This is a genomic window from Gemmobacter aquatilis (assembly GCF_900110025.1).
GTDB lineage: Bacteria > Pseudomonadota > Alphaproteobacteria > Rhodobacterales > Rhodobacteraceae > Gemmobacter > Gemmobacter aquatilis.
This window is the reverse complement of record NZ_FOCE01000002.1, coordinates 620,736-644,554: the sequence shown is the minus strand read 5'-3', so window position 1 is coordinate 644,554 and position 23,819 is coordinate 620,736. Positions and strand designations below refer to the sequence as shown.

At 64.5% G+C, this 23,819-nt stretch carries 23 protein-coding genes and 1 pseudogene; 13 read left to right on the top strand and 11 right to left on the bottom strand.

Annotated features, from left to right (window positions below; genetic code table 11):
- Positions 1 to 39: 39 nt before the first annotated feature.
- Positions 40 to 1,220 (bottom strand): annotated as a pseudogene (locus BMX43_RS06885) (IS3 family transposase).
- A 135-nt stretch (positions 1,221 to 1,355) separates the two neighbouring features.
- A complete protein-coding gene (locus BMX43_RS06880) occupies positions 1,356 to 2,075 on the bottom strand; it encodes a hypothetical protein (RefSeq protein ID WP_091298936.1) in 720 nt (239 codons plus the stop codon).
- Positions 2,076 to 2,287: 212 nt separating this feature from the next.
- Here BMX43_RS06880 and BMX43_RS06875 point away from each other — a divergent pair, with 212 nt between their 5' ends.
- Positions 2,288 to 3,535 (top strand): lipoprotein-releasing ABC transporter permease subunit, encoded by a 1,248-nt coding sequence (locus BMX43_RS06875; RefSeq protein WP_091298933.1) that lies wholly within the window; start codon positions 2,288 to 2,290, stop codon positions 3,533 to 3,535.
- Positions 3,528 to 4,202 (top strand): ABC transporter ATP-binding protein, encoded by a 675-nt coding sequence (locus tag BMX43_RS06870; protein ID WP_091298930.1) that lies wholly within the window; start codon positions 3,528 to 3,530, stop codon positions 4,200 to 4,202. The genes BMX43_RS06875 and BMX43_RS06870 overlap by 8 nt, the downstream gene beginning before the upstream one ends.
- Positions 4,203 to 4,205: 3 nt before the next feature.
- Here BMX43_RS06870 and BMX43_RS06865 read toward each other — a convergent pair whose 3' ends face one another.
- Entirely contained in the window at positions 4,206 to 4,952 is a 747-nt protein-coding gene (locus tag BMX43_RS06865; protein ID WP_091298928.1) for a hypothetical protein, read from the bottom strand.
- A 127-nt stretch (positions 4,953 to 5,079) separates the two neighbouring features.
- On the opposite strand from BMX43_RS06865, the gene BMX43_RS06860 reads away from it, so the two are divergent.
- The 4 genes from BMX43_RS06860 to BMX43_RS06845 all read left to right on the top strand — a co-directional run bounded on the left by BMX43_RS06860 (position 5,080) and on the right by BMX43_RS06845 (position 7,124).
- The gene (locus BMX43_RS06860) at positions 5,080 to 5,484 is read left to right on the top strand and encodes a c-type cytochrome (RefSeq protein WP_091298924.1); all 405 of its coding nucleotides are present in this window, start codon (positions 5,080 to 5,082) and stop codon (positions 5,482 to 5,484) included.
- 3 nt (positions 5,485 to 5,487) lie between these two features.
- A complete protein-coding gene (locus tag BMX43_RS06855) occupies positions 5,488 to 6,108 on the top strand; it encodes a DUF1345 domain-containing protein (protein WP_091298921.1) in 621 nt (206 codons plus the stop codon).
- A gap of 146 nt (positions 6,109 to 6,254) precedes the next feature.
- Positions 6,255 to 6,479 carry a DUF2188 domain-containing protein gene (locus BMX43_RS06850; protein ID WP_091299180.1) on the top strand — a complete coding sequence of 75 codons (225 nt, stop codon included), beginning with the start codon at positions 6,255 to 6,257 and terminating at the stop codon, positions 6,477 to 6,479.
- 9 nt (positions 6,480 to 6,488) lie between these two features.
- Complete coding sequence (locus BMX43_RS06845) at positions 6,489 to 7,124, top strand: hypothetical protein (RefSeq protein ID WP_091298917.1); 636 nt, start codon at positions 6,489 to 6,491, stop codon at positions 7,122 to 7,124.
- A 6-nt stretch (positions 7,125 to 7,130) separates the two neighbouring features.
- On the opposite strand, the gene parE is transcribed toward BMX43_RS06845, so the two are convergent.
- Positions 7,131 to 9,086: a DNA topoisomerase IV subunit B gene (gene parE / locus BMX43_RS06840; RefSeq protein ID WP_091298914.1), complete on the bottom strand. Its 1,956-nt coding sequence runs from the start codon at positions 9,084 to 9,086 to the stop codon at positions 7,131 to 7,133.
- 120 nt (positions 9,087 to 9,206) lie between these two features.
- On the bottom strand, positions 9,207 to 9,842 hold the full coding sequence (locus BMX43_RS06835) for a glutathione S-transferase family protein (protein WP_091298911.1): 636 nt from the start codon (positions 9,840 to 9,842) through the stop codon (positions 9,207 to 9,209).
- Between the two features lie 202 nt (positions 9,843 to 10,044).
- Between BMX43_RS06835 and ppk2 the strand changes: the two genes are divergently transcribed.
- Together ppk2 and BMX43_RS06825 are read left to right on the top strand one after the other, a co-directional pair.
- Positions 10,045 to 11,028 (top strand): polyphosphate kinase 2, encoded by a 984-nt coding sequence (gene ppk2 / locus BMX43_RS06830; protein WP_091298907.1) that lies wholly within the window; start codon positions 10,045 to 10,047, stop codon positions 11,026 to 11,028.
- A gap of 74 nt (positions 11,029 to 11,102) precedes the next feature.
- On the top strand, positions 11,103 to 12,467 hold the full coding sequence (locus BMX43_RS06825; protein ID WP_091298904.1) for an MATE family efflux transporter: 1,365 nt from the start codon (positions 11,103 to 11,105) through the stop codon (positions 12,465 to 12,467).
- On the opposite strand, the gene BMX43_RS06820 is transcribed toward BMX43_RS06825, so the two are convergent.
- Both BMX43_RS06820 and BMX43_RS06815 read right to left on the bottom strand, forming a co-directional pair.
- Positions 12,452 to 12,865 carry a hypothetical protein gene (locus BMX43_RS06820; RefSeq protein ID WP_091298901.1) on the bottom strand — a complete coding sequence of 138 codons (414 nt, stop codon included), beginning with the start codon at positions 12,863 to 12,865 and terminating at the stop codon, positions 12,452 to 12,454. The two genes, BMX43_RS06825 and BMX43_RS06820, sit on opposite strands and share 16 nt — an antisense overlap.
- A gap of 9 nt (positions 12,866 to 12,874) precedes the next feature.
- On the bottom strand, positions 12,875 to 14,077 hold the full coding sequence (locus BMX43_RS06815) for a pyridoxal phosphate-dependent aminotransferase (RefSeq protein WP_091298898.1): 1,203 nt from the start codon (positions 14,075 to 14,077) through the stop codon (positions 12,875 to 12,877).
- Between the two features lie 72 nt (positions 14,078 to 14,149).
- Between BMX43_RS06815 and BMX43_RS06810 the strand changes: the two genes are divergently transcribed.
- Both BMX43_RS06810 and BMX43_RS06805 read left to right on the top strand, forming a co-directional pair.
- Positions 14,150 to 14,425, top strand: coding sequence for an FAD assembly factor SdhE (locus BMX43_RS06810; RefSeq protein WP_091299176.1), 276 nt, complete (start codon positions 14,150 to 14,152; stop codon positions 14,423 to 14,425).
- A 93-nt stretch (positions 14,426 to 14,518) separates the two neighbouring features.
- Positions 14,519 to 15,016, top strand: coding sequence for a MarR family winged helix-turn-helix transcriptional regulator (locus BMX43_RS06805; protein WP_091298895.1), 498 nt, complete (start codon positions 14,519 to 14,521; stop codon positions 15,014 to 15,016).
- On the opposite strand, the gene BMX43_RS06800 is transcribed toward BMX43_RS06805, so the two are convergent.
- The 3 genes from BMX43_RS06800 to BMX43_RS06790 all read right to left on the bottom strand — a co-directional run bounded on the left by BMX43_RS06800 (position 15,013) and on the right by BMX43_RS06790 (position 19,601).
- Complete coding sequence (locus BMX43_RS06800; RefSeq protein WP_483863931.1) at positions 15,013 to 17,064, bottom strand: capsular polysaccharide biosynthesis protein; 2,052 nt, start codon at positions 17,062 to 17,064, stop codon at positions 15,013 to 15,015. The genes BMX43_RS06805 and BMX43_RS06800 overlap by 4 nt on opposite strands.
- Positions 17,065 to 17,070: 6 nt before the next feature.
- Positions 17,071 to 18,207 (bottom strand): polysaccharide biosynthesis/export family protein, encoded by a 1,137-nt coding sequence (locus BMX43_RS06795; RefSeq protein WP_091298893.1) that lies wholly within the window; start codon positions 18,205 to 18,207, stop codon positions 17,071 to 17,073.
- Between the two features lie 89 nt (positions 18,208 to 18,296).
- Positions 18,297 to 19,601 (bottom strand): capsule biosynthesis protein, encoded by a 1,305-nt coding sequence (locus BMX43_RS06790; RefSeq protein ID WP_091298890.1) that lies wholly within the window; start codon positions 19,599 to 19,601, stop codon positions 18,297 to 18,299.
- 182 nt (positions 19,602 to 19,783) lie between these two features.
- Here BMX43_RS06790 and BMX43_RS06785 point away from each other — a divergent pair, with 182 nt between their 5' ends.
- Entirely contained in the window at positions 19,784 to 20,380 is a 597-nt protein-coding gene (locus tag BMX43_RS06785; RefSeq protein ID WP_091298887.1) for a riboflavin synthase, read from the top strand.
- Entirely contained in the window at positions 20,371 to 20,922 is a 552-nt protein-coding gene (locus BMX43_RS20365; RefSeq protein WP_091298884.1) for a hypothetical protein, read from the top strand. The genes BMX43_RS06785 and BMX43_RS20365 overlap by 10 nt, the downstream gene beginning before the upstream one ends.
- A gap of 4 nt (positions 20,923 to 20,926) precedes the next feature.
- On the opposite strand, the gene BMX43_RS06775 is transcribed toward BMX43_RS20365, so the two are convergent.
- A complete protein-coding gene (locus tag BMX43_RS06775) occupies positions 20,927 to 22,513 on the bottom strand; it encodes a hypothetical protein (protein WP_091298881.1) in 1,587 nt (528 codons plus the stop codon).
- A gap of 207 nt (positions 22,514 to 22,720) precedes the next feature.
- Here BMX43_RS06775 and ribB point away from each other — a divergent pair, with 207 nt between their 5' ends.
- On the top strand, positions 22,721 to 23,818 hold the full coding sequence (gene ribB / locus BMX43_RS06770; RefSeq protein ID WP_091298878.1) for a 3,4-dihydroxy-2-butanone-4-phosphate synthase: 1,098 nt from the start codon (positions 22,721 to 22,723) through the stop codon (positions 23,816 to 23,818).
- Position 23,819: the final 1 nt, after the last annotated feature.

The window sequence follows — 23,819 nt, the reverse complement described above, 5'->3', positions numbered from 1 at the left end:
GGTACTCCTCCCCGTTTTAACGGGGCGCAGAAGTAGACTTCAGGCAGCCATCTTCAGTTTCTGGGCGGGTGTGATGCCGCCGATGCCCATGTTGGGGCGCTCATTGTTGTAAGTCCATAGCCAGTCAGTTGCGATCTCCTGCGCCTCCTCGACGACTTCGTCGATGACGCAGAACTCGTCGCCCGTATCAAGGCACAGTCACCGCGGTAACAACCGGCCGGTTACAGCCATTCATGCCGGACGGTCCTGTTGTAACGCTCGACATAAGCGTTCTGCTGGGGCTTTCCGGGCTGGATGTGGTTCAGGGCAATGCCCTGCTTCTCGGCCCAGATCATCAGCGTGGAGCTGATGTATTCCGGGCCATTGTCCACCCTGATCGCCAGCGGCTTCCCGCGCCACTCAATGATCTGGTTCAGCGACCGGACTACGCGCTCAGCCGGGAGCGAGAAGTCGACTTCGATCCCCAAACCTTCGCGGTTGAAGTCGTCCAACAGGTTCAGAAGCCGGAACTGGCGGTCGTCGGCCAAGCGATCAGCCATGTTCGTCGGGAAAACAGTCCCCCGGACTGTTTTCTCATCCTCCTCACTCCATTGACCAGACCGTGTTCGGGGCCGCTGGGACGCTGAGTTCATCGGGCTTGTCGCGCTTGATCCTTCGCCTGGGCTTGATCCGCAGGTTCAGTTCCAGCTCGCAATAGATCCGATGAACGCGCTTATGGTTCCACGGGTGCCCCTGGGCATTACGCATGTGCAGGAAGCATAGCCCGAAGCCCCAGGTCCGGTGTGCCTTGGTCAGCCCTTCAAGAAGGTCTGCGATGAACTCATTCTCGGCATCGCGCTTCGGGCTGTAGCGAAAGCAGGTCTCGCTGACACCAAATGCCCGACAGGCCAGCGCGATGCTGACCCCCTTCGTCGCCACTGCCTTCTCGGCCAGCTCGCGGCGTTGAGCTGGCCGCGTCATTTTTTTCCAAGAGCTTCCTTGAGCAGTTCGGCCTGCATGCTCAGGTCGGCAAACATGCGCTTCAGCCGCCGGTTCTCGTCTTCCAGCGCCTTCATCTGGCTCATCATCGACGCATCCATGCCGCCATACTTTGAGCGCCATTTGTAGAAGCTCGCCGTGCTGATCCCATGCTCCCGGCACAGTTCAGGCACGGCCACGCCGCTTTCGGCCTGACGAAGCACAGCCATGATCTGCGGTTCCGTAAAACGGCTCTTTCTCATTCGAACCTCCTCAGCTCACGCTACGAGAAAATTCTACCTATGCAGCACCTTAACCTTGGGGAGGATTACCGCGCCTTCTCCTTGAGATGGGGCGAGGCCGATGAATAGATGAAATCTCGGAAGATGCGCGGTTTTTCAGGGTTGGCGGGCCGCGTCTGGCTGGCGTAGGGCCTCTGTTTCCATGATCTTTTGATACATATGGCAAAGCACTGCGACGCCCAGCAGGCTGGGCAGAAAACTCGCAGTCGTTATAATAACCGCGCGTGCCAGTTGCCCGGCGACGCTTTGATAGGCCGGAACATCCTTCAACAGGTATTCCATTACTATCAACAAACCCAGAAGCAAGACCTGAGCAACACCCGGCCCAAGGATCAGCCGTCCCATGGTGCCAAAGGTGGCCTTGATGCCTGAAGACATCCTGAAATTCCCCGGGCGTGCGACCGATGCGGGAAGGGCGGTGCCGAACATGCTGAGTCCGAGCAGGTAGAGCGGCAAACACACTATAATGATCAAGCCGTAGATCGAGTTCTTCGGTGTTCCAGCGGGCGCGATCATGACGGTCACCAAAACCCCGATGACGACTGGAACAAGGAACAAGGCTAGCGAGATCAGGATAAACCAGCCAAATTTTTGCGGCGGTGCGCCTGCGGGTGGCTTGCCCCAAGTCATACGCTCTCCAAACAGGAAATGGCGATGAAACTGATAAAGGATGATAAGCGTGGGCACCGTAGAAATGACAGTTGGATTGCTTGGTTCTAGATACCAAAGCAGCACTTCCAGCACAGCTATCGCGCCCAACAACACGGGCAGCACTGACCAGTAATAGCGAAAGGCGTGGCGGTAAATTTCAACCATGAATAGCACTCCGTTTGGCACGGCTTTGCCTGCAGGGGGCGGGGGCGTCAAGCAGCGCATGTACAACACACGACGCGTGCATGAAATGCGCGTCAAGGCGGCAGGAAACCCCGTGCCGCCTTGACCTTCTGGCCCCCAAGCCTCACTTTGGGCCAAAACAAGAATGAGCAGCAGCCTTGGCCCAGACCCCACCCTTCGCCGGTTTTGAATGGATGATCGCCTGGCGCTACCTGCGCGCCAAACGCGCCGAAGGCGGCGTGTCGGTGATGACATGGATCAGCCTGATCGGCATCACGCTGGCCGTTTTCGCGCTGATCGCCACACTGGCGGTGCGGGCGGGGTTCCGGGCGGAATTCGTCGATACGATCCTCGGCGCCAATGCCCATGTCACCGTCTATGCCAGTGGCGATGTGGATGCCACGGGCCGGGTGGAACGCGGCTTTGGCGATTATGATGCGGTGGCCACGCGGATCGCTGCCGTGCCGGGGGTGACGCGGGCGGCGCCCTTGGTCAAGGGGCAGGTCATGGCCACGGCCAATGGCGTGAACATGGGGGCCGAGGTGTTCGGCATCCGCGCCGCCGATCTGCGCACCATCCCGCGCATAGGCGAGGGCGCGCAGCACGAGGGCGACCTTGCCCGATTTGACGAAGGCATCGCCATCGGCGCGGGCCTGGCGCGCGAGATGAACCTGATGGTGGGCGACCGGGTGCGCCTGATCTCGCCCGACGGGGTGAAAACCGCTTTCGGCACCTCGCCCCGCGTCAATGCCTATGAGGTGGTCTATATCTTCACCGCTGGGCGCTATGATATTGATCGCACGCGCGTTTACCTGCCCTTCACCGAGGCGCAGAGCTATTTCAACCGCGAAGGCCGGGCCGACGAGATCGAGGTCATGGTGCAAGACCCCGAGCAGATCGAGGCCTATGAGCTGCCGGTGATGCAGGCGGCAGGCGACCGCGCGATGATCTGGACCTGGCGCGACAGTGCCGGCGCCTTCCTGCGCGCGCTGACGATCGAGGACAATGTGATGTTCATCATCCTGTCGATCCTCGTGCTGATCGCGGCGATGAACATCGTGTCGGGCCTGATCATGCTGGTGAAGAACAAAGGCCGCGACATCGGCATCCTGCGCACCATGGGCCTGACCGAGGGCGCGATCCTGCGGGTGTTCTTCATCTGCGGCGCCTCGACCGGGCTGATCGGCACGCTGCTGGGGGTGGGGCTGGGCTGCCTGTTCGCCCTCTATATCGACCCGATTTTCTCTTTCGTGAACTATGTCTCGGGCGGCGGGGTATGGGATCCTTCGGTGCGCGGCATCTATGAACTGCCCGCCAAACTGCAGGCAGGCGATGTTCTGTCGGCGGTGGGGCTGAGCCTCGGGCTGTCTTTCGTCGTCACGATCTTTCCGGCGCGGCGTGCGGCGCGGATGAACCCGGTGGAGGCGCTGCGTTATGAGTGAGATGCTGGCGCTGGAGGGGATCACCAAGGCCTACAACCGTGGCAAACCTGCCGAAGTGACCGTGCTGCGCGGCGCCACGCTGTCGGTGGCGCGGGGCGAGGTTGTGGCGTTGGTCGCCCCCTCGGGCGCGGGGAAATCGACGTTGCTGCATATCGCCGGGCTGCTGGACACACCAGATACAGGGGTGGTGCGGTTGGCGGGCCGCGATATGGGGGGCTTGGGCGACCGCGCGCGCACCGAGGCGCGGCGTGGGCAGGTGGGCTTCATCTACCAGTTTCACCACCTGTTGCCCGAATTCACGGCGCTGGAAAACATCGTGCTGCCGCAACTGGCCAATGGCGCCTCGCGCCGAGTGGCCGAGGCGCGGGCGATGGATCTGCTGGGGCGGGTGGGCGTTGCGGCCCGCGCCAGCCATCGCCCCGCCGCCCTGTCGGGGGGGGAACAGCAGCGGGTCGCCTTCTGCCGCGCGCTGGCCAATGCGCCGCAGCTTCTGCTGGCGGACGAGCCGACCGGTAACCTGGATCCCGGCACCTCGGAACAGGTGTTTGGCGCGCTGATGGAGCTGGTGCGCGAAACTGGCCTGTCGGCCCTGATCGCCACCCATAACATGGACCTGGCCGCGCGGATGGACCGGGTGGTCCGGCTGGATCAAGGGCGGGTGGTCTGACCGCTAGCGGGTGGTGCGCGGGCGCGGCTGGCCCGTCAGCCGCCACATGCCAAGCGGGTAGGGCTGATGCGGGTAATGCGTGTGATGGAACGGCGTGCGCGGCGGCGGCAGGTCTGGCAGATGCCGGATGCCCGCCCAGATCGCCTCTTGCGTGGCGATGAAACTGGCATGGTGGTTGGGCTGCTTGCGGGTGAGGGCGGGCCGCAGCACCGGGCGTTCGGGCGAGACGATCAGCCGGTCGATCAGGTCGATCACCGGCAGGCCGCGCGCGATGGCCAGACGGGCCGTGTCGCGGTACATCCGGCCCAGTTGCGCGGGCGGCAGAAACAGTGCGTCCATCTCCACCCAGTAACTGCGGGGCAGGGCCACGACGGGGGAAGCAAAGATCGCGGTGATCCGGTCAAACCCCATCTGCGACAGCACCGCATGAGCGCGGCTGATGCCGTCCACGATCTCTACCAGGAAGGCGGGATAGTCGTAGAACCACTCCTCGCGTACCTTGTGGGGCAGGTTGAAACAAATGTCAGTCGCGCCGAAATTCAGTAAAATCCGGGTGTTGCGGGGCAATTTTGCAACCGTAGAGGCCAGAAAGCCGCCCTCCACCTCGGCACGCAGGCCGCGTGCCGACCAGCCGCCGGCCCAAAGCGGATGATAAAGAGGTGTGTCACCGAAGATGTAGTCGAACACTTCGGTCGAGCTGGAACCAAGGGCGGCGACAGGGAAAGGCGGCTGTTCGAAAGGTTCGGTCATGGCGCTTGCAGATGAAAAAAGTCTTGAAAACATTGGCTTGGTGCGGCTTGCGTGGCAAGCGGTTTCAGGGGTGGGTTGTGTCTGGGGGCGGGGCGTGGTGATGTGGGGCAACTGACCGGAGGATGCCATGTCACGCGCAAAACTGCTGCTTCTTGCTTGTCTGATCCCGCTGGCGGCTTGCCGGTTGCCAGCACAAGATGTGCCCAGTGGGGCCGAGGATTTCGCTTCATTTTGTGCCGCCTGTCATGGGGAGGGCGGCAAAGGCGACGGGTCGGTGGCGGAAACGCTGGAAAAGCGGCCCGCTGACCTGACGCGCCTGTCGCAAAAGAACCATGGCAAGTTTCCGATGACGCGGGTGATGAGCAAGATCTGGGGCTATGCCAAGGCGCCCGACGGCACGGTGATGCCGCAGTTCGCGCCGCTGCTTGACCACGATCAGATCGTGTTGTTCGACAGTGGCGACGGCATTGCGACCCCCACGCCGCTGCGACTGGTGCAACTGGCGGAATACCTGAAAACCATTCAGGAGTAAGGCATGTTCCGGCGCCACCGCCACTTCCTGACCGCCTTCGCGGCTGGGCTGCTGCTGGGGGCGCTGGCGCTGGCGGGCGGTCTGCGGGCCGGGGATGTGCTGCTGGTTGCGGCAAACGGCTTTTTCCTCATCTATATCTTGTTGATGCTGCAATTCGCCCGCCGGGTGTCGCCAGACGATCTGCGCCGTCATGCCGAGCTTTCGGATGAGGGCGTGCCGATGATCGCGGCGCTGGCGCTGGGTGCGGTGGGGTTGAGCCTGACCGGCATTGCCCATGCGCTGGCGCAGGGGTCGGGGCTGGAGGCGGGGCTGGCGGTCGCCTCGGTGCCGCTGGGCTGGGCGATGCTGCATATTCTGGCGGCCTTTCACTATGCGGGGCTATATTATGTGGCGGTGACCACCGAGGACGCCAAGGGATTGAATTTTCCGGGCGAGGAAGAGCCACGCGGCTGGGATTTTCTGTATTTCAGCTTTGTCATCGGCATGACGGCGCAAGTGTCGGATGTGGTGGTGGAAGGCCCGGCGATGCGGCGTGTCGTTTTAATCCATTCCGTTGTGTCGTTTTTTTACAATACCGTGATTCTGGCGCTGGCGATCAATGCGGTGCTCAGCTTCGGAAAATAGGGGGTGACATCGGTACACCGGGCGTACACCCCCGGTGCCCCCCCTGTCGGGCGAATTTGGTGGGCCGCCCATCGCCTGAAATTCCATTAGGATGTTGTTAGGTTTTGGCCGCTACGCTATTCTGAGTAGGTTGATGGAGGGCGATGATGTCGAGCAAGGGCCAGCACGTTGTACCGCGCGGAAACGGCTGGGCTGTGCAACGGTCGGGGGCTGAACGCGCCTCGGGTATCTTCACGACGCAACAGGAAGCGATCGAGCGGGCGCGTGAGATCGCGCGCCGGAATGGCGCCGAGCTTTACATTCATGGAACGGACGGGCGCATTCGGGAGCGCAGTTCCTTTGGCAAAGAGCCGCTGCCGACGAAGGGCTGAGGCGCAGCCTTGCCGTTCGAGACCGATGTTTTCGTCAACTGCCCGTTTGACCATGATTATGCGCCGCTGCTTGAGGCGATGCTGTTTTGCCTTGTCCATTCCGGGATGAACCCGAGACTGGCGACGGAGCGGCTTGAGAATGGCGAAAACCGGCTTGAGAAGATTTATGGATTGGCCTGTGGCGCGAAATATTCGGTGCATGACCTTTCGCGCTGTCAGGCTGCCGCTGCTGGCGACTATGCGCGGATGAACATGCCGTTCGAACTTGGCATGGATCTTGGTATCCGCCGCGCAGCGGAGCATTTGCCAAGCGAGAAGAAGTTTCTGATCTTCGAGCGCCATCCCTATGAAACTAAACAGGTCTTGTCAGATCTGGCGGGGCAGGATGTAGAAGCACACCATGACAACTTTGAAACCGTGATCGATAAGGTGCGCAATTTTCTACGAGTGGAGGCGGGATGCAATGTGCCGGGCGCCGCGCGCATTACAGCCGATTACGTCACCTTTCAGGGCTGGTTTCTGGAGAAGAAGCTTTCGGAAGGCCATGCGGAAAAAGCCGCGCTGCGGCTTCCGACATCGGAGCGGCTGGCCGAAATGCGCGACTGGGTGGCGATGGGCAAGCCGGACAGTTTCGGGCGCAGATAGCGCCCCTCAAACATCCAGCTCCTCCACAAACCGTGCATTCTCCTGAATATACTGGAACCGCAGTTCCGGCTTCTTGCCCATCAGGCGTTCCACCAGATCGGCGGTTTCGCCGGGTTCGTCCTCGTCGATGCTGACGCGGATCAGGGTGCGGGTGGCGGGGTTCATCGTGGTGTCTTTCAGGTCTTTGGCGTCCATCTCGCCCAGACCCTTGAAGCGTTGCACGTCGATTTTTCCCTTTCCGCCCAGACCCTTGGCCAGCCAAAGCTCTTTCTCGGCATCGTTGGCGACGTACAGGCGTTTCGCGCCCTGCGTCAGGCGATAGAGCGGCGGGCAGGCGAGGTAGAGGTGGCCCTTGTCGATCATCGGGCGCATCTGGGTGTAGAAGAAGGTCATCAACAGCGAGGCGATATGGGCGCCATCGACATCGGCGTCGGTCATGATGATGATCTTTTCATAGCGCAGGTCATCAATCTTGAAGCGGGTGCCCATCTGCACCCCCAAAGCCTCGCAAATATCGCGGATTTCGGAATTGTCGTTCAGCTTGTTGGAAGCCGCGCCCAGCACGTTGAGGATCTTGCCCTTCAGCGGCAGCAGCGCCTGGGTTTCGCGCGAGCGGGCCCCCTTGGCGGAGCCCCCGGCCGAGTCACCCTCGACGATGAACAGCTCGGTCCCCTCGCGGGTCTTGGAGGAACAATCGGTCAGCTTGCCGGGCAGGCGCAGGCGCTTGGTGGCGGATTTGCGGGCGGTTTCCTTTTCCTGCCGACGGCGCAGGCGTTCTTCGGCGCGCAGCACGAGGAAATCGAGAATGGCGCCTGCGGATTTGGTGTCATTGGCCAGCCAGTTGTCGAAATGGTCGCGCACCGCGCCTTCGACGAATTTCGCCGCCTCTTCGGTGGCGAGGCGGTCCTTGGTCTGGCCGACGAATTGCGGCTCGCGGATGAAGACGGAGATCAGCGCGCAGCCGCCCGCCAGCATGTCGTCGCGGGTGATCAGTTCGGCCTTGCGGTTCTTCACCAGGTCGCCGTAGGCGCGGATGCCCTTGAGGATGGCGGACCAGAAGCCCGCCTCGTGCGTGCCGCCCTCGGGCGTGGGGACGGTGTTGCAATAGGACTGGATGAAGCCGTCGCGCGAAGGGGTCCAGTTGATCGCCCATTCGACGGAGCCGGGGATGCCGAATTTCTCCTGAAAGCCGACTTTGCCCGCGAAGGGGCGGTCGGCATAGGTGGTGGCTTTTTCGAGCTGGTCGCCGAGGTAATCGGCGAGGCCGCCGGGGAAGTGGAAGGTCGCCTCCAACGGGGTTTCGCCGTCGTTGATCGCGGTTTTCCAGCGGATTTCGACGCCGGAGAACAGATAGGCCTTGGAGCGGACCATCTTGAGCAGGCGGGCGGGTTTGAGCTGGAGATGGCCGAAGATTTCGGCATCGGGGTGGAAGGTGACGGTGGTGCCGCGGCGGTTCTGGGTGGGGCCGATCTTTTCCACCGGGCCCTGCGGGATGCCGCGCGAGAAGGACTGGCGGAACAGTTCCTTGTTGCGGGCGACCTCGACCACCATCAGGTCGGAGAGCGCGTTGACCACCGAGGCGCCGACGCCGTGCAGACCGCCCGAGGTCTCGTAGGCCTTGCCGGAGAATTTGCCACCGGCGTGGAGGGTGCAGAGGATCACCTCCAGCGCGGATTTGCCGGGGAATTTGGGGTGGGGATCGACGGGGATGCCGCGGCCATTGTCACGTATGGTGCAGGAGTGATCGGCGTGGAGTTCGATTTCGATGCGGGTGGCGTGCCCTGCCACCGCCTCGTCCATCGAGTTGTCGAGCACCTCGGCGACGAGGTGGTGCAGGGCGCGTTCGTCAGTGCCGCCGATATACATGCCGGGGCGTTTGCGCACGGGCTCCAGCCCCTCCAACACCTCGATGGAGGAGGCGTTATATTCTTCCGGCTGGGCGGCGAACATGTCGGAGGCCATGGGATGCTCGATTCTTGTGAGTTTCTTGAGGGGGTGATTAGACCATCCGCCGCCCTGTGGTGCAAGGGCGGCGGGCGCAAGGGGTTGGGGTGTGGGGCAGGGGGGGCGCTAGGGACGGGGTCAGGCCGGTTCGGCCAGACGGGCGGCCCACATGGCCTGAAACGCCGGGCGGGCCTGACAGCGGGCCAGCCAGTCGGCGATGGCGGGATGGGCCTGCATCAGCGGCGCGTGGCCCTGCGCATAGCGCAGACATTCGGCGGCCATGACATCGGCGACGGTGAAGCGATCCAGCAGCCAGTCACGCCCCGCAAGGTGGCCTTCCAGCCGGGCGAAGGGGCGCGACAGGCGTTCCGCCTCGACCGCGATCTGGGCGGCGCCTTCGGCGGTGGCGGCATCGGCGAACAGGATGTTGAGTGCCGGGCCTTCGACGGCGGTGGCGGCAAACAGCGCCCATTGGTCGATCAGCGCGGCCTCGGCCAGCGTCTGCGGGCCGAGCGCGCCGCCATGGGCGCGGGCGATGTGCTGGCAGATGGCCAGGCTTTCGGTCAGCACCAGATCGCCGTCGGTCATCGCCGGAATCTGGCCCAGCGGGTTGATCGCCAGAAATTCGGGCGAGCGGGTGGTGACGGCGGCCTCGGCGGCGGCGGGGCGATAGGCCTGCACGACGGGCACATGATGGAAGGGCAGGCCGATTTCGCCCAGCAGCCAGAGCGGGCGCGAGGCGCGGGAACGATAGCAGCCGTAGATGGTCAGCATGGGAGACTCCTGAAATTTGGCCGATCCTAGGGCGGGGCGGGCGGCATTTCCAGCGCTGTTGCCGGTGCTGTTGCCCCCCCTGTTGCGCGCGGGCCGCGCGGCGGGTTTATCGACGCATGGGCGCGCGGAATTGACGCGGATCAAGGCGAAAGATGACGGTTTTGTGAAGGGTCGGCGGGGAGATTCAGGATGGAGAGATTTCATGGAAGATCAGACCCCGGGCGCCACCGTTGAAGCCGCTGCAGTTGTTGCCACACCCGTGGCCGAAACCCCGGTGCCGGAGGCGGAATTCGTCAAGACCGGCCCGCGCGAGTTTCCCCGGCCCGATGCCGATGCGATCCGCGAAGCGTTTGAATCGGGGCGTTACCCCTATGCGCGGCTGCTGGGGCGTCAGGCCTATGAGGCCGAGAAGGCGCGGTTGCAGGCCGAACTGCTGAAAGTGCAGATCTGGGCGCAGGAGACCGGGCAGAAATTCGTGATCCTGATGGAAGGCCGCGATGCGGCGGGCAAGGGCGGCACGATCAAGCGGTTCATGGAACATCTGAACCCGCGTTACGCCCGCGTCGTGGCGCTGACCAAGCCGGGCGAGAAGGAAAAGGGCGAGTGGTTCTTCCAGCGCTATATCCAGCATCTGCCGACCACCGGCGAAATCGTGTTCTTTGACCGAAGCTGGTACAACCGCGCCGGGGTGGAGCGGGTGATGGGGTTCTGCAGCCCGTCGGAATATCTGGAATTCATGCGGCAGGTGCCGGAGCTGGAGCGGATGTTGGTGCGGTCGGGCATCCGGCTGTACAAATACTGGTTCTCGGTCACGCGCGAGGAACAGCGGGCACGCTTCATCGCGCGGGAAACCGATCCGCTGAAGATGTGGAAGCTGTCGCCGATCGACAAGGCATCGCTGGACAAGTGGGACGATTACACCGAGGCGAAGGAGGCGATGTTCTTTTACACCGATACCGCCGATGCGCCCTGGACCATCGTGAAATCGAACGACAAGAAGCGGGCGCGGCTGAACTGCATGCGGCACTTCCTCGCCTCGCTGGACTATCCGGGCAAGGATGTGGAGGTGGTCGGGCATCCCGATCCGCTGATCGTGGGGCGGGCGGCGCAGGTGATCGGTGGGTCTGGGCATATTCTGGATGCGGCGCTGCCGCCGGATTTCCGCAAGGCGACGGCGCGGGGCTGAGGCGCGCAGACTTTCTGAGGGGAGGGGCCTGCGGCGGCTTGTCGCGGGTTTGATCAAAAGGTAAGGATTTGGGCATGACCCAGATCCTGTCCCGCCCCGCCCATGCGCGCGCGCTGCTCGCGCTCGGTTTGCCGCTTGTCGGCAGCCATCTGGCCCAGATGTTGCTGCATGTCACCGATACGGTGATTCTGGGCTGGTATGGGGTGACCGAGCTTGCCGCCGTGGTCATCGGTGGATCGAGCTTTTTCGTGGTGTTCATCCTCGGGTCCGGCTTTGCGCAGGCGGTGATGCCGCTGGTGGCGCAGGCGGTGGGCCGGGGGGAAGAGGCCGAGGTGCGGCGGGCCACGCGGATGGGGTTGTGGCTGTCGATCCTGTTCGGGGTGATCAGCTATCCGCTGTTCTGGTGGTCTGGCGCGATCATGGAGCTGCTGGGGCAGAAGCCCGAGGTGGCGGCGCATGCGCAGGTGTTCTTGCGCATTGCGGGGCTGGGCATGGTGCCGGCGCTGCTGGTGATGACGCTGAAAAGCTATCTGGCGGCGCTGGAGCGGACGCAGGTCGTGCTGTGGGTGACGGTGGGGGCGGTGTTCCTGAACGGGGCCATCTGTTTCGCGCTGGTGTTCGGGCGCTGGGGGATGCCGGAGATGGGCGTGGCGGGGGCGGGGCTGGCCTCGCTGTCGGTGCAGATATTCACCATCCTTGCGCTGGGCGTCTATGCGGGCTGGTTGCCGGAATTGCGGCATTTCCGGCTGTTCCAGCGGTTCTGGCGGCCCGACTGGCACGCGCTGCGCTGGGTGTTCCGGCTGGGCTTGCCGATCGGGCTGACCAGCCTTGCGGAAAGCGGGCTGTTTCAGGCCTCGGCGATCATGATGGGCTGGATCGGCACGGTGGAGCTTGCGGCGCATGGCATCGCGCTGCAGATCGTGTCGCTGGGCTTCATGGTGCATCTGGGCCTGTCGAATGCCACCACGGTGCGGACCGGGCGGTTTGCCGGGGCGCAGGACTGGGGCAACCTGCGGCGCGGCGGGGCGATTGCGATTGCGCTGTCGGCGGGCGTGGCACTGGCACAGGTGGCGCTGTATCTGGGGCTGCCGGGGCCGATCATCCGGCTGTTCATTGACGCGCGCAGCGCCGAGGCGCCGCAGATCCTGGCCTTTGGCGCGGTATTGCTGGCGGTGGCGGCGGCGTTCCAGTTTCTGGATGCGGCGCAGGTGCTGGCGCTGGGCCTGCTGCGCGGGGTGCATGACACGCGGGTGCCGATGTGGATCGCCACGGTCTCCTACTGGATCGTCGGCATTCCGGCGTCGTACCTGCTGGCGTTCAAGGCTGGCTATGGCGGGCCGGGGCTGTGGGCGGGGCTGGTGATCGGGCTGGCCTGCGCCTCGGCCGCGCTGATGGCGCGGTTCTGGCTGCGGGTGCCGCGTGGTTATTCCGCCGCCTGATCCTTCATCAACCGTTCGGCCTTGCGGCGCACCAGCACCGAGCGCAGGTCGTGCATGGCCAGCAGCAGCGCGTCGGTGACCTGTTCCAACTGGTCATCCTCGGCCCGTGTCTGCACCCAATGGGTGGTGGTGTTCAGGTAATCGACGGCGCGCAGGATGTCATCGACATCGCGGCGGGCCAGCAGGGCGGTGCGATCAGCCACCCATTGGCGGATCACGGCGATCTCGTCCTCGGTCAGGTCGTGATCGCCGTGGGGTTTGATATTGCCGTTCTTGACGTTGACGGTGGCGATCTCTGCCAGATCAATGCGGCGCTGCCGGTTCTCGGTATCCACCTTGAACACGACGGCGCCGTTTTCACGGATGCGAAAGTAATAGTCCGGCAGATCGCCCGCCATGGAGCCCCCTTATTTCAGGCCTTGGCAGAAGTGCTGGATGCGGGTGCAGGCCTCGCGCAGCGCTTCGTCCGAGGTAGCGTAGCTGACGCGGAAGTTCGGCGAAAGACCGAAGGCCGCGCCGAACACCACGGCGACGCCGGTTTCTTCCAGCAGGGCGGTGGCAAAGGCCTCGTCATTGGTGATCGCGGCACCGCCCGCCGAGGTCTTGCCGATGCAGCCGGAAATGTCGGGATAGACGTAGAAGGCGCCTTCCGGTTTCGGGCAGGTGATGCCCGGTGCTGCGTTCAGCATCGACACGACCAGATCGCGGCGGTTCTGGAACAGGGTCTTGTTGGCGGTCAGAAACTCCTGCGGGCCGGTGAGGCCTTCCAGCGCGGCGTATTGGCTGACCGAGCAGGGGTTGGAGGTCGATTGCGACTGGATCGTGCCCATCGCCTTGATCAGCGCCACCGGGCCTGCGGCATAGCCGATGCGCCAGCCGGTCATCGCATAGGCCTTGGAGACGCCGTTGCAGGTGAGCGTGCGGTCATAGAGGCCGGGTTCGACCTGCGCCGGGGTGCAGAATTTGAAATCGTCGAACACGAGGTGTTCATACATGTCGTCCGACATGATCCAGACATGCGGATGGCGCATCAGCACATCGGTCAGCGCCTTCAGCTCGTCCCAGGTATAGCCCGCGCCGGTGGGGTTCGACGGCGAGTTGAAAATGAACCACTTGGTCTTGGGAGTGATTGCCGATTCAAGCTGTTGCGGGGTGATCTTGAAGTTGTTTTCCAGTGTGGCGACCACCGGAACCGGGGTGCCGCCGGCCAGTTCCACCATGTCGGGATAGCTGACCCAATAGGGCGCGGGGATGATCACCTCGTCGCCCTTGTTGCAGGTGGCCATCAGCGCATTGTAGAGGATCTGCTTGCCGCCGGTGCCGACCGAGACCTGATTGGGCTGATAGGTCAGGCCGTTTTCGGCCAGGAACTTGGCGCAGATCGCCTTTTTCAGCTCCGGGATGCCATCGACGGCGGTGTATTTGGTCTTGCCCTGATCAATGGCGCGCTTGGCGGCATCCTTGATGTTCTGCGGCGTGTCGAAATCGGGTTCACCCGCGCCAAGGCCGATCACGTCTTTGCCCGCCGCCTTCAACTCGGCCGCCTTGGTGGTGACGGCGATGGTGGGCGAGGGTTTGACACGGGCGAGGGTATCGGACAGGAAGGCCATGGGAAGCTCCGGCAGGCTGGGAAGGACGATGTCTTCTAGGCCCGGCGGCGCAAACGGGCAAGGGGAATGGCGATGACCGAGACAGCGGAAGCACGGCTGAAACGCATGGCGATGCGCAGCTGGCGGCGCGGCACCAAGGAGATGGATCTGGTGCTGGGCCCTTATGGCGAGGCGCATCTGGCGGGCATGGATGAGGCGAAGCTGGCGCTGTATGACGCGCTGCTGGAAGAAAACGATCAGGATCTGCTGCCCTGGGTGCTGGGGCAGACCCCGGCGCCGGCGCGCTATGCCGATCTGATCGCCGAGATTGGCGCCTTTGCCCGGGCGCGGTTGCAGCCCAAAGCCTGATTTGCCTAAAATCCGCGCGATCTGCGCGCGGATTTACCGGATGTTTGTCTTTTCTGCCGACTCTCTGCCCATGACGGACAGGCGGAGACGGGGATGACAGTTCATCAGAAGGTGCTGGATGGCGGGCACAGGGCCTATATGCTGGGCTATCTGGAAACGCTGGCGTTGCTGGAACGGCTGCACCGGCTGCTGCTGGATGTGGTGAAGGACGAGTTCGAGCGGATCGGGCTGCTGGAAATCAATTCGGTGCAGGCGCTGCTGCTGTTCAACATCGGCGAGAACGAGGTGACGGCGGGCGAGCTGAAAAGCCGCGGTTATTATCAGGGCAGCAATGTCAGCTATAACCTGAAAAAGCTGGTGGAGCTGGGCTATATGCACCACCAGCGATCCGAGATCGACCGCCGGTCGGTGCGGGTGCGGCTGACCGAGAAGGGGCGGCGGGTGCGGGCGCTGCTGGCCGAGCTGTTCTCGCGCCATGCCGAGGGGCTGGAGAAGCGCGGGCTGATCAGCGCCGCAGGGCTGGAAGACATCAATCAGGCGCTGAAGCGGATGGAGCGGCACTGGACCGAGCAGATCCGCTATATCTATTAGCGCCAGAGATGGGCCTTGCTGGCGAAGGCGCCCTGCAGTTTGGCAAGCAGCCGGTTGGCGCGGCTGGCGCGCGGGATCGTGCCGCTGGCGAGCCGGTCCAGCACCACCTCGGGCGGGCAGGGGCGGCGGCTGACCGGATCGTAGTAGCGCGGATAGGCGATCAGCGCGGCGTGGATCAGGTGATCCAGCGTCGGGCGCGGCAATGGGTGGCCATCGGGCGCGCGCTGGCGGCGTTCGGGGATCGGGCCCAGATCGCGGGTCAGGCCCCAACCGGCATAGAACGGCGCGCCGAGGCAGGTGACGGGTTTGCCGCGGATCAGCGCCTCGAACCCCAGAAGCGAGGTCATCGTCCAGACCGCATCGCAGGCGGCAATCAGGGCCAGCGGGTCGGCGTTGCGGGCGATGACATCGGCAAGGCCGGTGGTATCCAGCGCGCCGGGGCGCAGACCGGCCTCGACATCGGGATGCGGCTTGTAGACGATCACCGCCCCGGGATGCGCGGTGCGCGCGGCCTCCAACAGCGCGCGGTTGGTGCGGATGTCGCCTGCGCCAAGGCGGATCGAGGCGTCATCCTCCACCTGACCGGGCACGAGGATGCGATGCCCGGGCGGCAGATCGGGCAGGGTGCCGCCAAGGTTGTATTTGCTGACGCCGCTGGCGATCAGGCGGGCGCGCAAAGCCTCGGCCCGCGCGGCGCCGCCGGGGGGCAGGGGGGACGTGATCAGCCGCTCCAACCGGCTTTCGCGGCTCGGATCGTAATAGACGCCCAGATCGTCGGTCACCAGACTGAGCGGCGGCACCAGATCGGCGCCCAGCCCGCGCGAGCGCAGGAACCCGTCTTCGACCCGGCGCAACTGTGGGGTGGACAGGCCGGGCGGTTCCTGCCCGGCCCAGATCAGCAGCCCGCGCCCGGTGCGGGCGGCAAGGGCGGCGGCCCGGGCGGGAGGGGTGCGAAAGAGCAGCGGCTTCTGCTGCCCGAAGATCTGCTGCAACGGCCCGCGCTTCCACAGCCGCATCCCGCTGGCCACATGGCCGTGGCGATCCTCGCGAAAGGCGCGCAGCTCTGCCTCCATCTGATCCAGCGCCTGCTCAAAGCTGCACAACCGGTCACGGCAGGGGTCGTACCAGATGGGGGCCAGGATCATCGCGGCGGCGAACAACTGGGTGCGCGACAGGGTGCGGCGGCGGCGCGGGTGGGGGGTGACATCCTCGGTCAGGCCCCAGCCGCTGTAGAAGGGTTGGCCGAAGACGCGGGGGCGGTGCCCGGCCAAGATCGCCTCGAACCCCAGTTGCGAGGACACGGTATAGACGGCAATCGCGCCTTCCAGCAGCGCCAGCGGCGAGAGGGCTGCGGTGCAGAGCGTGGTGCCGGGGGCCAGATCGGCGGGGCCGAAATGGCCGGGGCGGTGGCCCAGCGCGGTTTCGGGATGGGTCTTGATCAGGATGCGGGCGGTGGGGTGATCGGCGCGGGCGGTGGCCAGCATCTCGGCAAAGGTGCTGGCATTGGCGCCGGAATGGCGGATCGCGGCATCGCCGCGCGTCTGGTCCACCACCAGCACATAGCCGGGGGCGGGCAAAGGCAGCGCCAGATCGTGGATGTTGTATTTCGACAAGTGCAGCGCCGCCATCCGCCCCATGCCTTCGCGCGCACGGCGCAGAAGGTTCGAATCGTCCAGGGGATCGGTGGCGAGCAGACGCTCCAGCGTGGACGGGGCGGCGGCGTCGAAATGCACGCCGAGCGGGTCGATCAGCAGGCCCAGCGGCGGATCGCCCGCCCGCCCGGGCCGGATCGAGCGCAGGAAGGCATCCTCCAGCCGGATCAGCGGCAGGCCGAGCCGGGCCGCCACCGCCTCGCCCCGCGCGGCATAGGGCGAGCGGCCCCAGACCACCACCCCGTCGCCGGGGCCGGGGCGGCCAAGGCGCAACTCATGCCCGGCCAGTGCCAGCATCCGGCGCAGGCGTTTCTGGCGCAGGAAGCCTGCGTTGAAAAAGAAAAGCCGCCGGGGAAGGCCCCCGGCGGTCTGGTCGGTATCGGGCGGCCCGGCCAAGCGGGATCAGCCCCCGGCAGCGGTGGTGAGCGATGTTGCCGCCGTTGTGGTGCCGGTGATGGCGTTGATCGTCTTGCTCCATTGCGTGAACGGCGCTTCGGTGACGTAGACGGTATCGCCGTCGCGGATCAGGAAATCGCGCGCCTCGAACATGCCGGTGGGCTGCGTCAGGTCCAGCACATAGACCATGCGCTGATCGCCGCGCAGATCCTTGCGGCCCAGCACGGTATTGGCGATTTCGGCCGGTTCGTTGCGGAAGACGAAGACCCCGGTCGGATCGGCGAGCGAGGTGTTGAGACCGCCGACCTGCGCAATCGCCTCGATCCCCGAAAGGGTCTGGCTTTCAAACGGCACAAGGCTTTGCGCGCCGGTAGCGCCAAGGGCGGTGAAGGCGCGCTGGTCACGCTCGATCACGATTTCGTCGCCGCCGCGCAGCGCGATGTCGAGGCTGGGGTTTTCATAAAGGTCTTGCAGCCAGACCTTGCCGGTCTGGTTGCCGCGGGTGACGCGGACAAGGGCCACCGCAGGTTCGATGGCGATGCCGCCCGATTTGGCGATCATCGCGGTGAGGGTGCGGGTGGGCCGTTCGATCGGGTAGACGCCCTGCCCGGTGACCGCGCCCGAGACGGTGACTGTCTGCCCGTCGCCCGCCGCGCGGACCACGGTGATCTGAGGATCGGGGGTTTGCGTGTCGAGCTTTTTGGTAATGATCTGGCGCAGGCTGTCGGGCGTCTGCCCGGCGGCCTTGATCTTGCCGGCATAGGGCACGAAAATATAGCCCTGCCCATCGACCTGAACCTGTTCCAGCGCCGAGACGCGCTGGCCGGTATTGCCCAGCAGCGGATCGTCTTTCACGTTTTCAAAGATGGTCATCGCCAGCACATCGCCCGGCGCGATGAGGTCGGAGCCGACAACCCCCGCCGACTGGAAGGCCGCGCCAAAGCCATAGGCGGGCATGACCGACGTGGCCCGCGTAACCCGCGAATTGACGGAGACGATGAAGGCATCCCCCTCGTTGAGCACGGAGCCCGCATAGATTTCGCGCTTGTTCGGGCCGGACCGGGGCAGGCCACAGGCGCTGACCGTTGCAGCAAGCGCAACGAGGGCCAGTGCTCTGGCCCCTTTCGATGTCGTCAATTTCACTGCTCGGGCTCCTGTTCTGGATTTTGCCTCAAGTTTTTTATGGAAACCTACAGAAAGACGCAGAAAAATGCCAGCGCGTCGTTTCCGGGTCAGGTGACAAGGCGCAACTGTTGCCGTGGTGCCGCGTTCCCCGAGGTGAGGGCATCATAGGGATCTTCGGGGGCGAGCATCATGTCCACCACCTGGCGCAGCAGAGCGCGACGCCCGCGGGAGGAATAGAAGCCGCCGGGCACCTGGCTGGTTTCGAGCAGGTAGTGGCGGTAGTCGCGGTAGGCGCGGCTGTCGGGGCGGCTGGGCTGGCGGAAGAAATCGGGCAGGCTCTGGGTCGAGACAAATTCGGGTTTGGCATAGACGGCCGCGCCGAACACCTTGAGCGGTAGCCCGCGCCACAGCACCTGCTGGCCTGCGGTGGAGTTGACGGTGATCGCGCTGCGGGCATGGTTGAGCAGGGGGGCAAGCTTGCCGCCGCGCACGAAATGCACCCGGTTGGCCACACCATGCAGCCGGGCGAGGCGGCGGATTTCGCGGGCGACGGGGACGCGGCCATCCTCCAGCGGGTGGGCCTTGAAAACGAGGTGATGATGCGGCGCGGCGCCCCGGGCGAAGCCTTCCATCACCAGTTCCAGAAACTCGGTCATGCTGCGGAAGGGCGAGTGTTTCTGAAAGCTGGAGTCATGTTCCAGCTGCAGCAGCACGAGGTGATAGGGAAAGCCACCATGGCGGATGCGCAGCGTGGCGATCTGGCGTTCCAGCGCGTGCAGCGGCAGCAGGGCGAAGCGTTTGCAATACAGCCAGAATTCCTGCCGAACGGTCAGGGCGCGATGCGGGCGGTAGGCGCGGTAATCCCAGAATCCGGTCATCACGAACCAGTGGTAGAGCGCGCCGTAGAACATGTGCTCGCGCATGTCGCCCCAGCGGGCCGGGGCATCGGGAAGCTCCATATCGCAATGGGCGAGGGCGTGCTGCATTTCGGGGACGGAGACGGCCATCAGGCGCGAATGGCCATTGGCGCCGCCGCGTTCATAGGTGACCCAATGGGGACGCAGATAGCCTTCCTCGAACACATGGATGTTGAGGCCCGCCGTCTGCGCGATGCGGATCGCCTGCGCGTGGATCGGGCGGGTGTCGCCATACAGCACGATGTCGGTGATCTGTTTCGACAGCACGAGGGCGGCGAAGGTTTCGGGCCAGGTTTCGGGGGCATCGCGGAAGGGGATATAGCTGGCACGATCCAGCCAGAAGGCGCGGTCGCCCCGGTTGAAGCCGACGCGCCAGACCTCGGCCCCTGTTGCGCGCAACATGCCGGCCAGTTTGTGAAACCACGGGCCATGCGGCCCCTGCAGGAACAGGAAGCGCCGCCCTTCGCCCGTCAGCCCCTGAAACACCGCCTGCATTCTGCACCCTCTTTTGGCATCCGTAGCATGAAATTCCAGTGCAAAAAGGGGAATTCGGCACTGGCTTTCCGATCAGATAGCCGAAAAGACGGGCTGCTTTGTGACCTTGGCGCGGCGGGCTTCGGGCTTGCGGCGGGCGGAGGTGGGCGGTAGCAATCGGGGAGCAGAACGGGAGATTGCGGATGTTCACGGGGATTGTGACCGATGTCGGCACGGTGCTGGCGCTGGAGCATGCGGGCGACCTGCGCGCGCGGATCGGCACCGGCTATGATGTGGCGGGGATCGACATCGGTGCCTCGATCGCCTGCGAGGGGGTGTGCCTGACGGTGGTGGCGCTGGGGCGCACGCCGCAGAACTGGTTCGACGTGCAGATCAGTGCCGAGACGCTGAGCAAGACGACGCTGGGCGGCTGGACCGTGGGCACGCGGGTCAATCTGGAGCGGGCGCTGAAGGTGGGCGACGAGCTGGGCGGGCATATCGTTTCGGGCCATGTGGATGGCGTGGCCGAGGTGGTGGGGCTGCGTCACGAGGGCGACAGCCTGCGGGTGACCTTCCGCGCGCCGGAAGCCTTGGCGAAGTTCATCGCGCCGAAGGGATCGGTGGCGCTGAACGGCACCTCGCTGACGGTGAACGAGGTGGCAGGGTGCGAGTTCGGGGTGAACCTGATCCCGCATACGCAAGAGGTGACCACTTGGAACGCAGTGGCACTGGGGCAGCCGATCAATCTGGAGATCGACACGCTGGCGCGCTATGTGGCACGGCTGCAGGAATGGGCGTGATCGGCCATAACGGCGGCCCGGCGCTGGCGCCGGGCGCAAGCTGGCGGCGCCATTGCTGGGGCAAGGCGCGGCGCGATCTGCTGCCGGTGCTGCCGATCGAGGTGCTGCGGACACGGGTGGCGCGGGCGCGCGAACTGGGGCTGGAGTATCGCACCTATGCGGGTGTGCGGGCGCAGACCGGGCAGGATGTGGTGGCGTTTCTGTTTTCGTCGAACGCGTTGCGGGTGAGCCGGGAGGCGCCGCGCCTGCCGGAGGATCGCGCGGCCAAGCTGGCAGGGGTGCAGGCGGTGGCGCGGATTGGGCTGGCGGTGGCACCGTTGAGTGCCGGGGCGCTGGCGGAAAACCCGGAGCTGGATGCGGCCCATGGCGCGCCTTGGGCGCTGGCCGGGTTTGGCGCGCAGGCGCGGCATCTGCGCGCCGTGCTGGGCCGGGTGCCGGGCGACCGGGTGCTGCTGATCGGCGATCACGGGCTGGAGCGGGACTGGTGCGCGGCGGGTCGGCTGGCAGGCTATGTGCCCGCCAGCGCCTATTTCGGCGGGTAGACCGTCAGGCCCAGAGCTCGAAATCGCCGACGGCAAGCCGTGCGACGCCGGTCAACACCACGATGGCCTCCTTGTTTGCGGCGCCGGTGCCGTCGCTGTCCCAATACAGCGTGTCGTTGCTGGCGTCGAAGATGAAGGTGCCCCGCGCCTCGGTCGCATTGCGACCGTTCACCAAGGTCACCGTTTCGGTCATGCCGGTAAAGCCGTAGATGTCGAAGGCGAGCTTGTCGGTGCCGGATTTGAAATCGGTGATGCGGTCGTTCTGGTTCAGCTCTCCTTCCCAGCTGAAGGTGAAATAATCCGCGCCACCGCCGCCGGTCAGCGTGTCGGTGCCCTCGCTGCCCGCGAATTCGTTGTCGTCGGCGTCTCCCTTGATCCTGTCGTTGGACACGCTGCCATAGATGGCTTCGATGCCGGTGGCGTTTTCGGTGTTGCCGAAGCCGTCATTGATGATCTGCCCGCTGGTGCGGGTGAGATCGACATTGATACCATCGGGCGCATCATCCGTGAACCAGCGGCCGAAATTGATCGCATCCCAGCCGTCTTCGCCGCTGTAGCTGTCCTTGCCCTCGCCACCGGAGAACTGGTTGTTGTTGCGTGAACCGACGAAGGTGTCGTTGAAGCGGGTGCCGACCACGCGTTCGATGTCGATCATGGTGTCGATATTGCCGAAGCCGTCGCGGATGGTGCCCCTGATCGAGCCATTGGCGAAGCTCGTTTCCAGATCGACGACAATGCCGCGGTTGCCGCCGAGATCATAATCGCGATGGTAGCGGACCTCATCCCGGTAATCCTCGGTGCGGTTGCCGCCGGAATCATAACTGTCGGAGCCGCCGTCAATCGTGTCGCGGCCGCGCAGGCCCATGAAGCGGTTGCGGTCGCCATCGCCGGTGAAACTGTCGTTGAGCCGCGAGCCGCGGACTTCCTCGAACCCGGAAAAACTGTCTGTGCCCCCCCAGGGGTCAAGCACCACGCCGGAGGCAAAGTTCACCGAAACGCCACGGATCATGGCAAGGCCATCGCTGTAATGCGTTTCGTCATAGCTGAGCGTATCGTAGCCGTCGCCACCGGAATAGGTGTCGTTGCCCATGCCGCCATTGACGTAGTCATCGCCCGCGCCCATGGTATAATGGTCGTTTCCGGCGTCGAGACCGACGAGGCTTTGCCAGTCGCTGTCATTCCCCGCCGTGACTGTATCATTCCCCGACATGAGCATGGACCATGTCACCTTGCCATCTGAATCCGGGCCGACATCGGGGTCGGGTGAGCCGATGAAACTGGCAAAGAACTGGGCGAAATCGGCAGCAAAGGCGTTATTGGCGAAGTTGGAGAAGGTGATCAGCAGATTGCCCTGATCATCGAAAATCTTGAGGGCAGTTATCGTGCCACCCGTCGCGCCCGAGGAATCGTAGGTCAGGCCCTTGCCGGTAACGGCCACCCTGAAGCCCGCAAAGTCGCTGTCGTTGCCATGGGTGAAGACAAAGGATTGTGAGGTGCGGGTTGTGATCGTGCCGCCGTCGCGGGTTTCGAGCAGCCGCCCCGGCCAGTCTTCAAGGTCACGGAAGGCGGTTTCAATCTGGATCTTAGCCATATCTCTCTCCCTGAAAATGCAGATGGTCTGTGCGATTGTTGGGGTGTTCCTTCCAAAGCGTAATTTATAAGTCTGGGCAGGGTCGCTGAGTCCCGTCAACGGCTTTTTCGCCGGGGGGCGGCGGGGTTGGGAGAGGCCCCGGACCAAGGTTCTCTGGCGCTTGCCGGGATCTTGGTCTAAGGGAACCGGGACGAAAGGTGGCGAGACATGAGCGAACAGCATTACAGGGACGCGATCTCTTCGGTCGAAGAGATCATCGAGGATGCCCGCAACGGGCGCATGTTCATTCTGGTGGACCACGAGGACCGCGAGAACGAGGGTGATCTGGTGATCCCGGCCGAGAAATGTGATGCGGCGGCGGTGAACTTCATGGCGACGCATGGGCGCGGGCTGATCTGCCTGACGCTGACCGGCGAGCGGATCGACCAGTTGGGGCTGCCGCTGATGGCCTCGAAGAACTCGTCGCGGCACGAGACGGCGTTCACCGTGTCGATCGAGGCCCGCGAAGGGGTGGATACCGGGATTTCCGCCAAGGACCGCGCGCTGACCGTGGCCGTGGCGATTGACGAGACCAAGGGCGCGCAGGATCTGGCGACGCCGGGGCATATCTTCCCGCTGCGCGCGCGCGATGGTGGCGTGCTGGTGCGGGCGGGCCATACCGAGGCGGCAACCGATGTGGCGCGGCTGGCCGGGCTGAAACCGGCGGGCGTGATCTGCGAGATCATGAACGATGACGGCACCATGGCGCGTCTGCCCGATCTGGTGCAATTCGCCCAGAAGCACGGGCTGAAGATCGGCACGATTTCCGATCTGATCGCCTATCGCCGCCGCCATGACAACCTGCTGAAAGAGCGCGCGGTGAAGCGCGTGACCTCGATCCATGGCGGGGAATGGATCATGCGCATCTTCGCCGATCAGGCGCAGGGCGCGGAACATGTGGTGCTGACCAAGGGCGATCTTGCGGCGCCGGGGCCGGTGCTGGTGCGGATGCACGCGCTGAACCCGCTGGAAGACGTGCTGGGCATCGGCGGGGCCAGCCATGCCAACGAACTGCCGGGCGCGATGCGGGTGATTGCCGCCGAGGGGCGCGGGGTTGTGGTGCTGCTGCGCGACACCTCGATGCAGCTGGTGGAGGGGGCCGAGGTCTCGCCGCAGACGCTGCGGCAATATGGGCTGGGGGCACAGATCCTATCGGCGCTGGGCCTGCACGAGATCACGCTTGTTACCAATTCCAAGGCGCCGAAAGTGGTGGGGCTGGACGCTTACGGCCTGTCGATCACTGGCACGCGCGCGATTACGGAGTAAA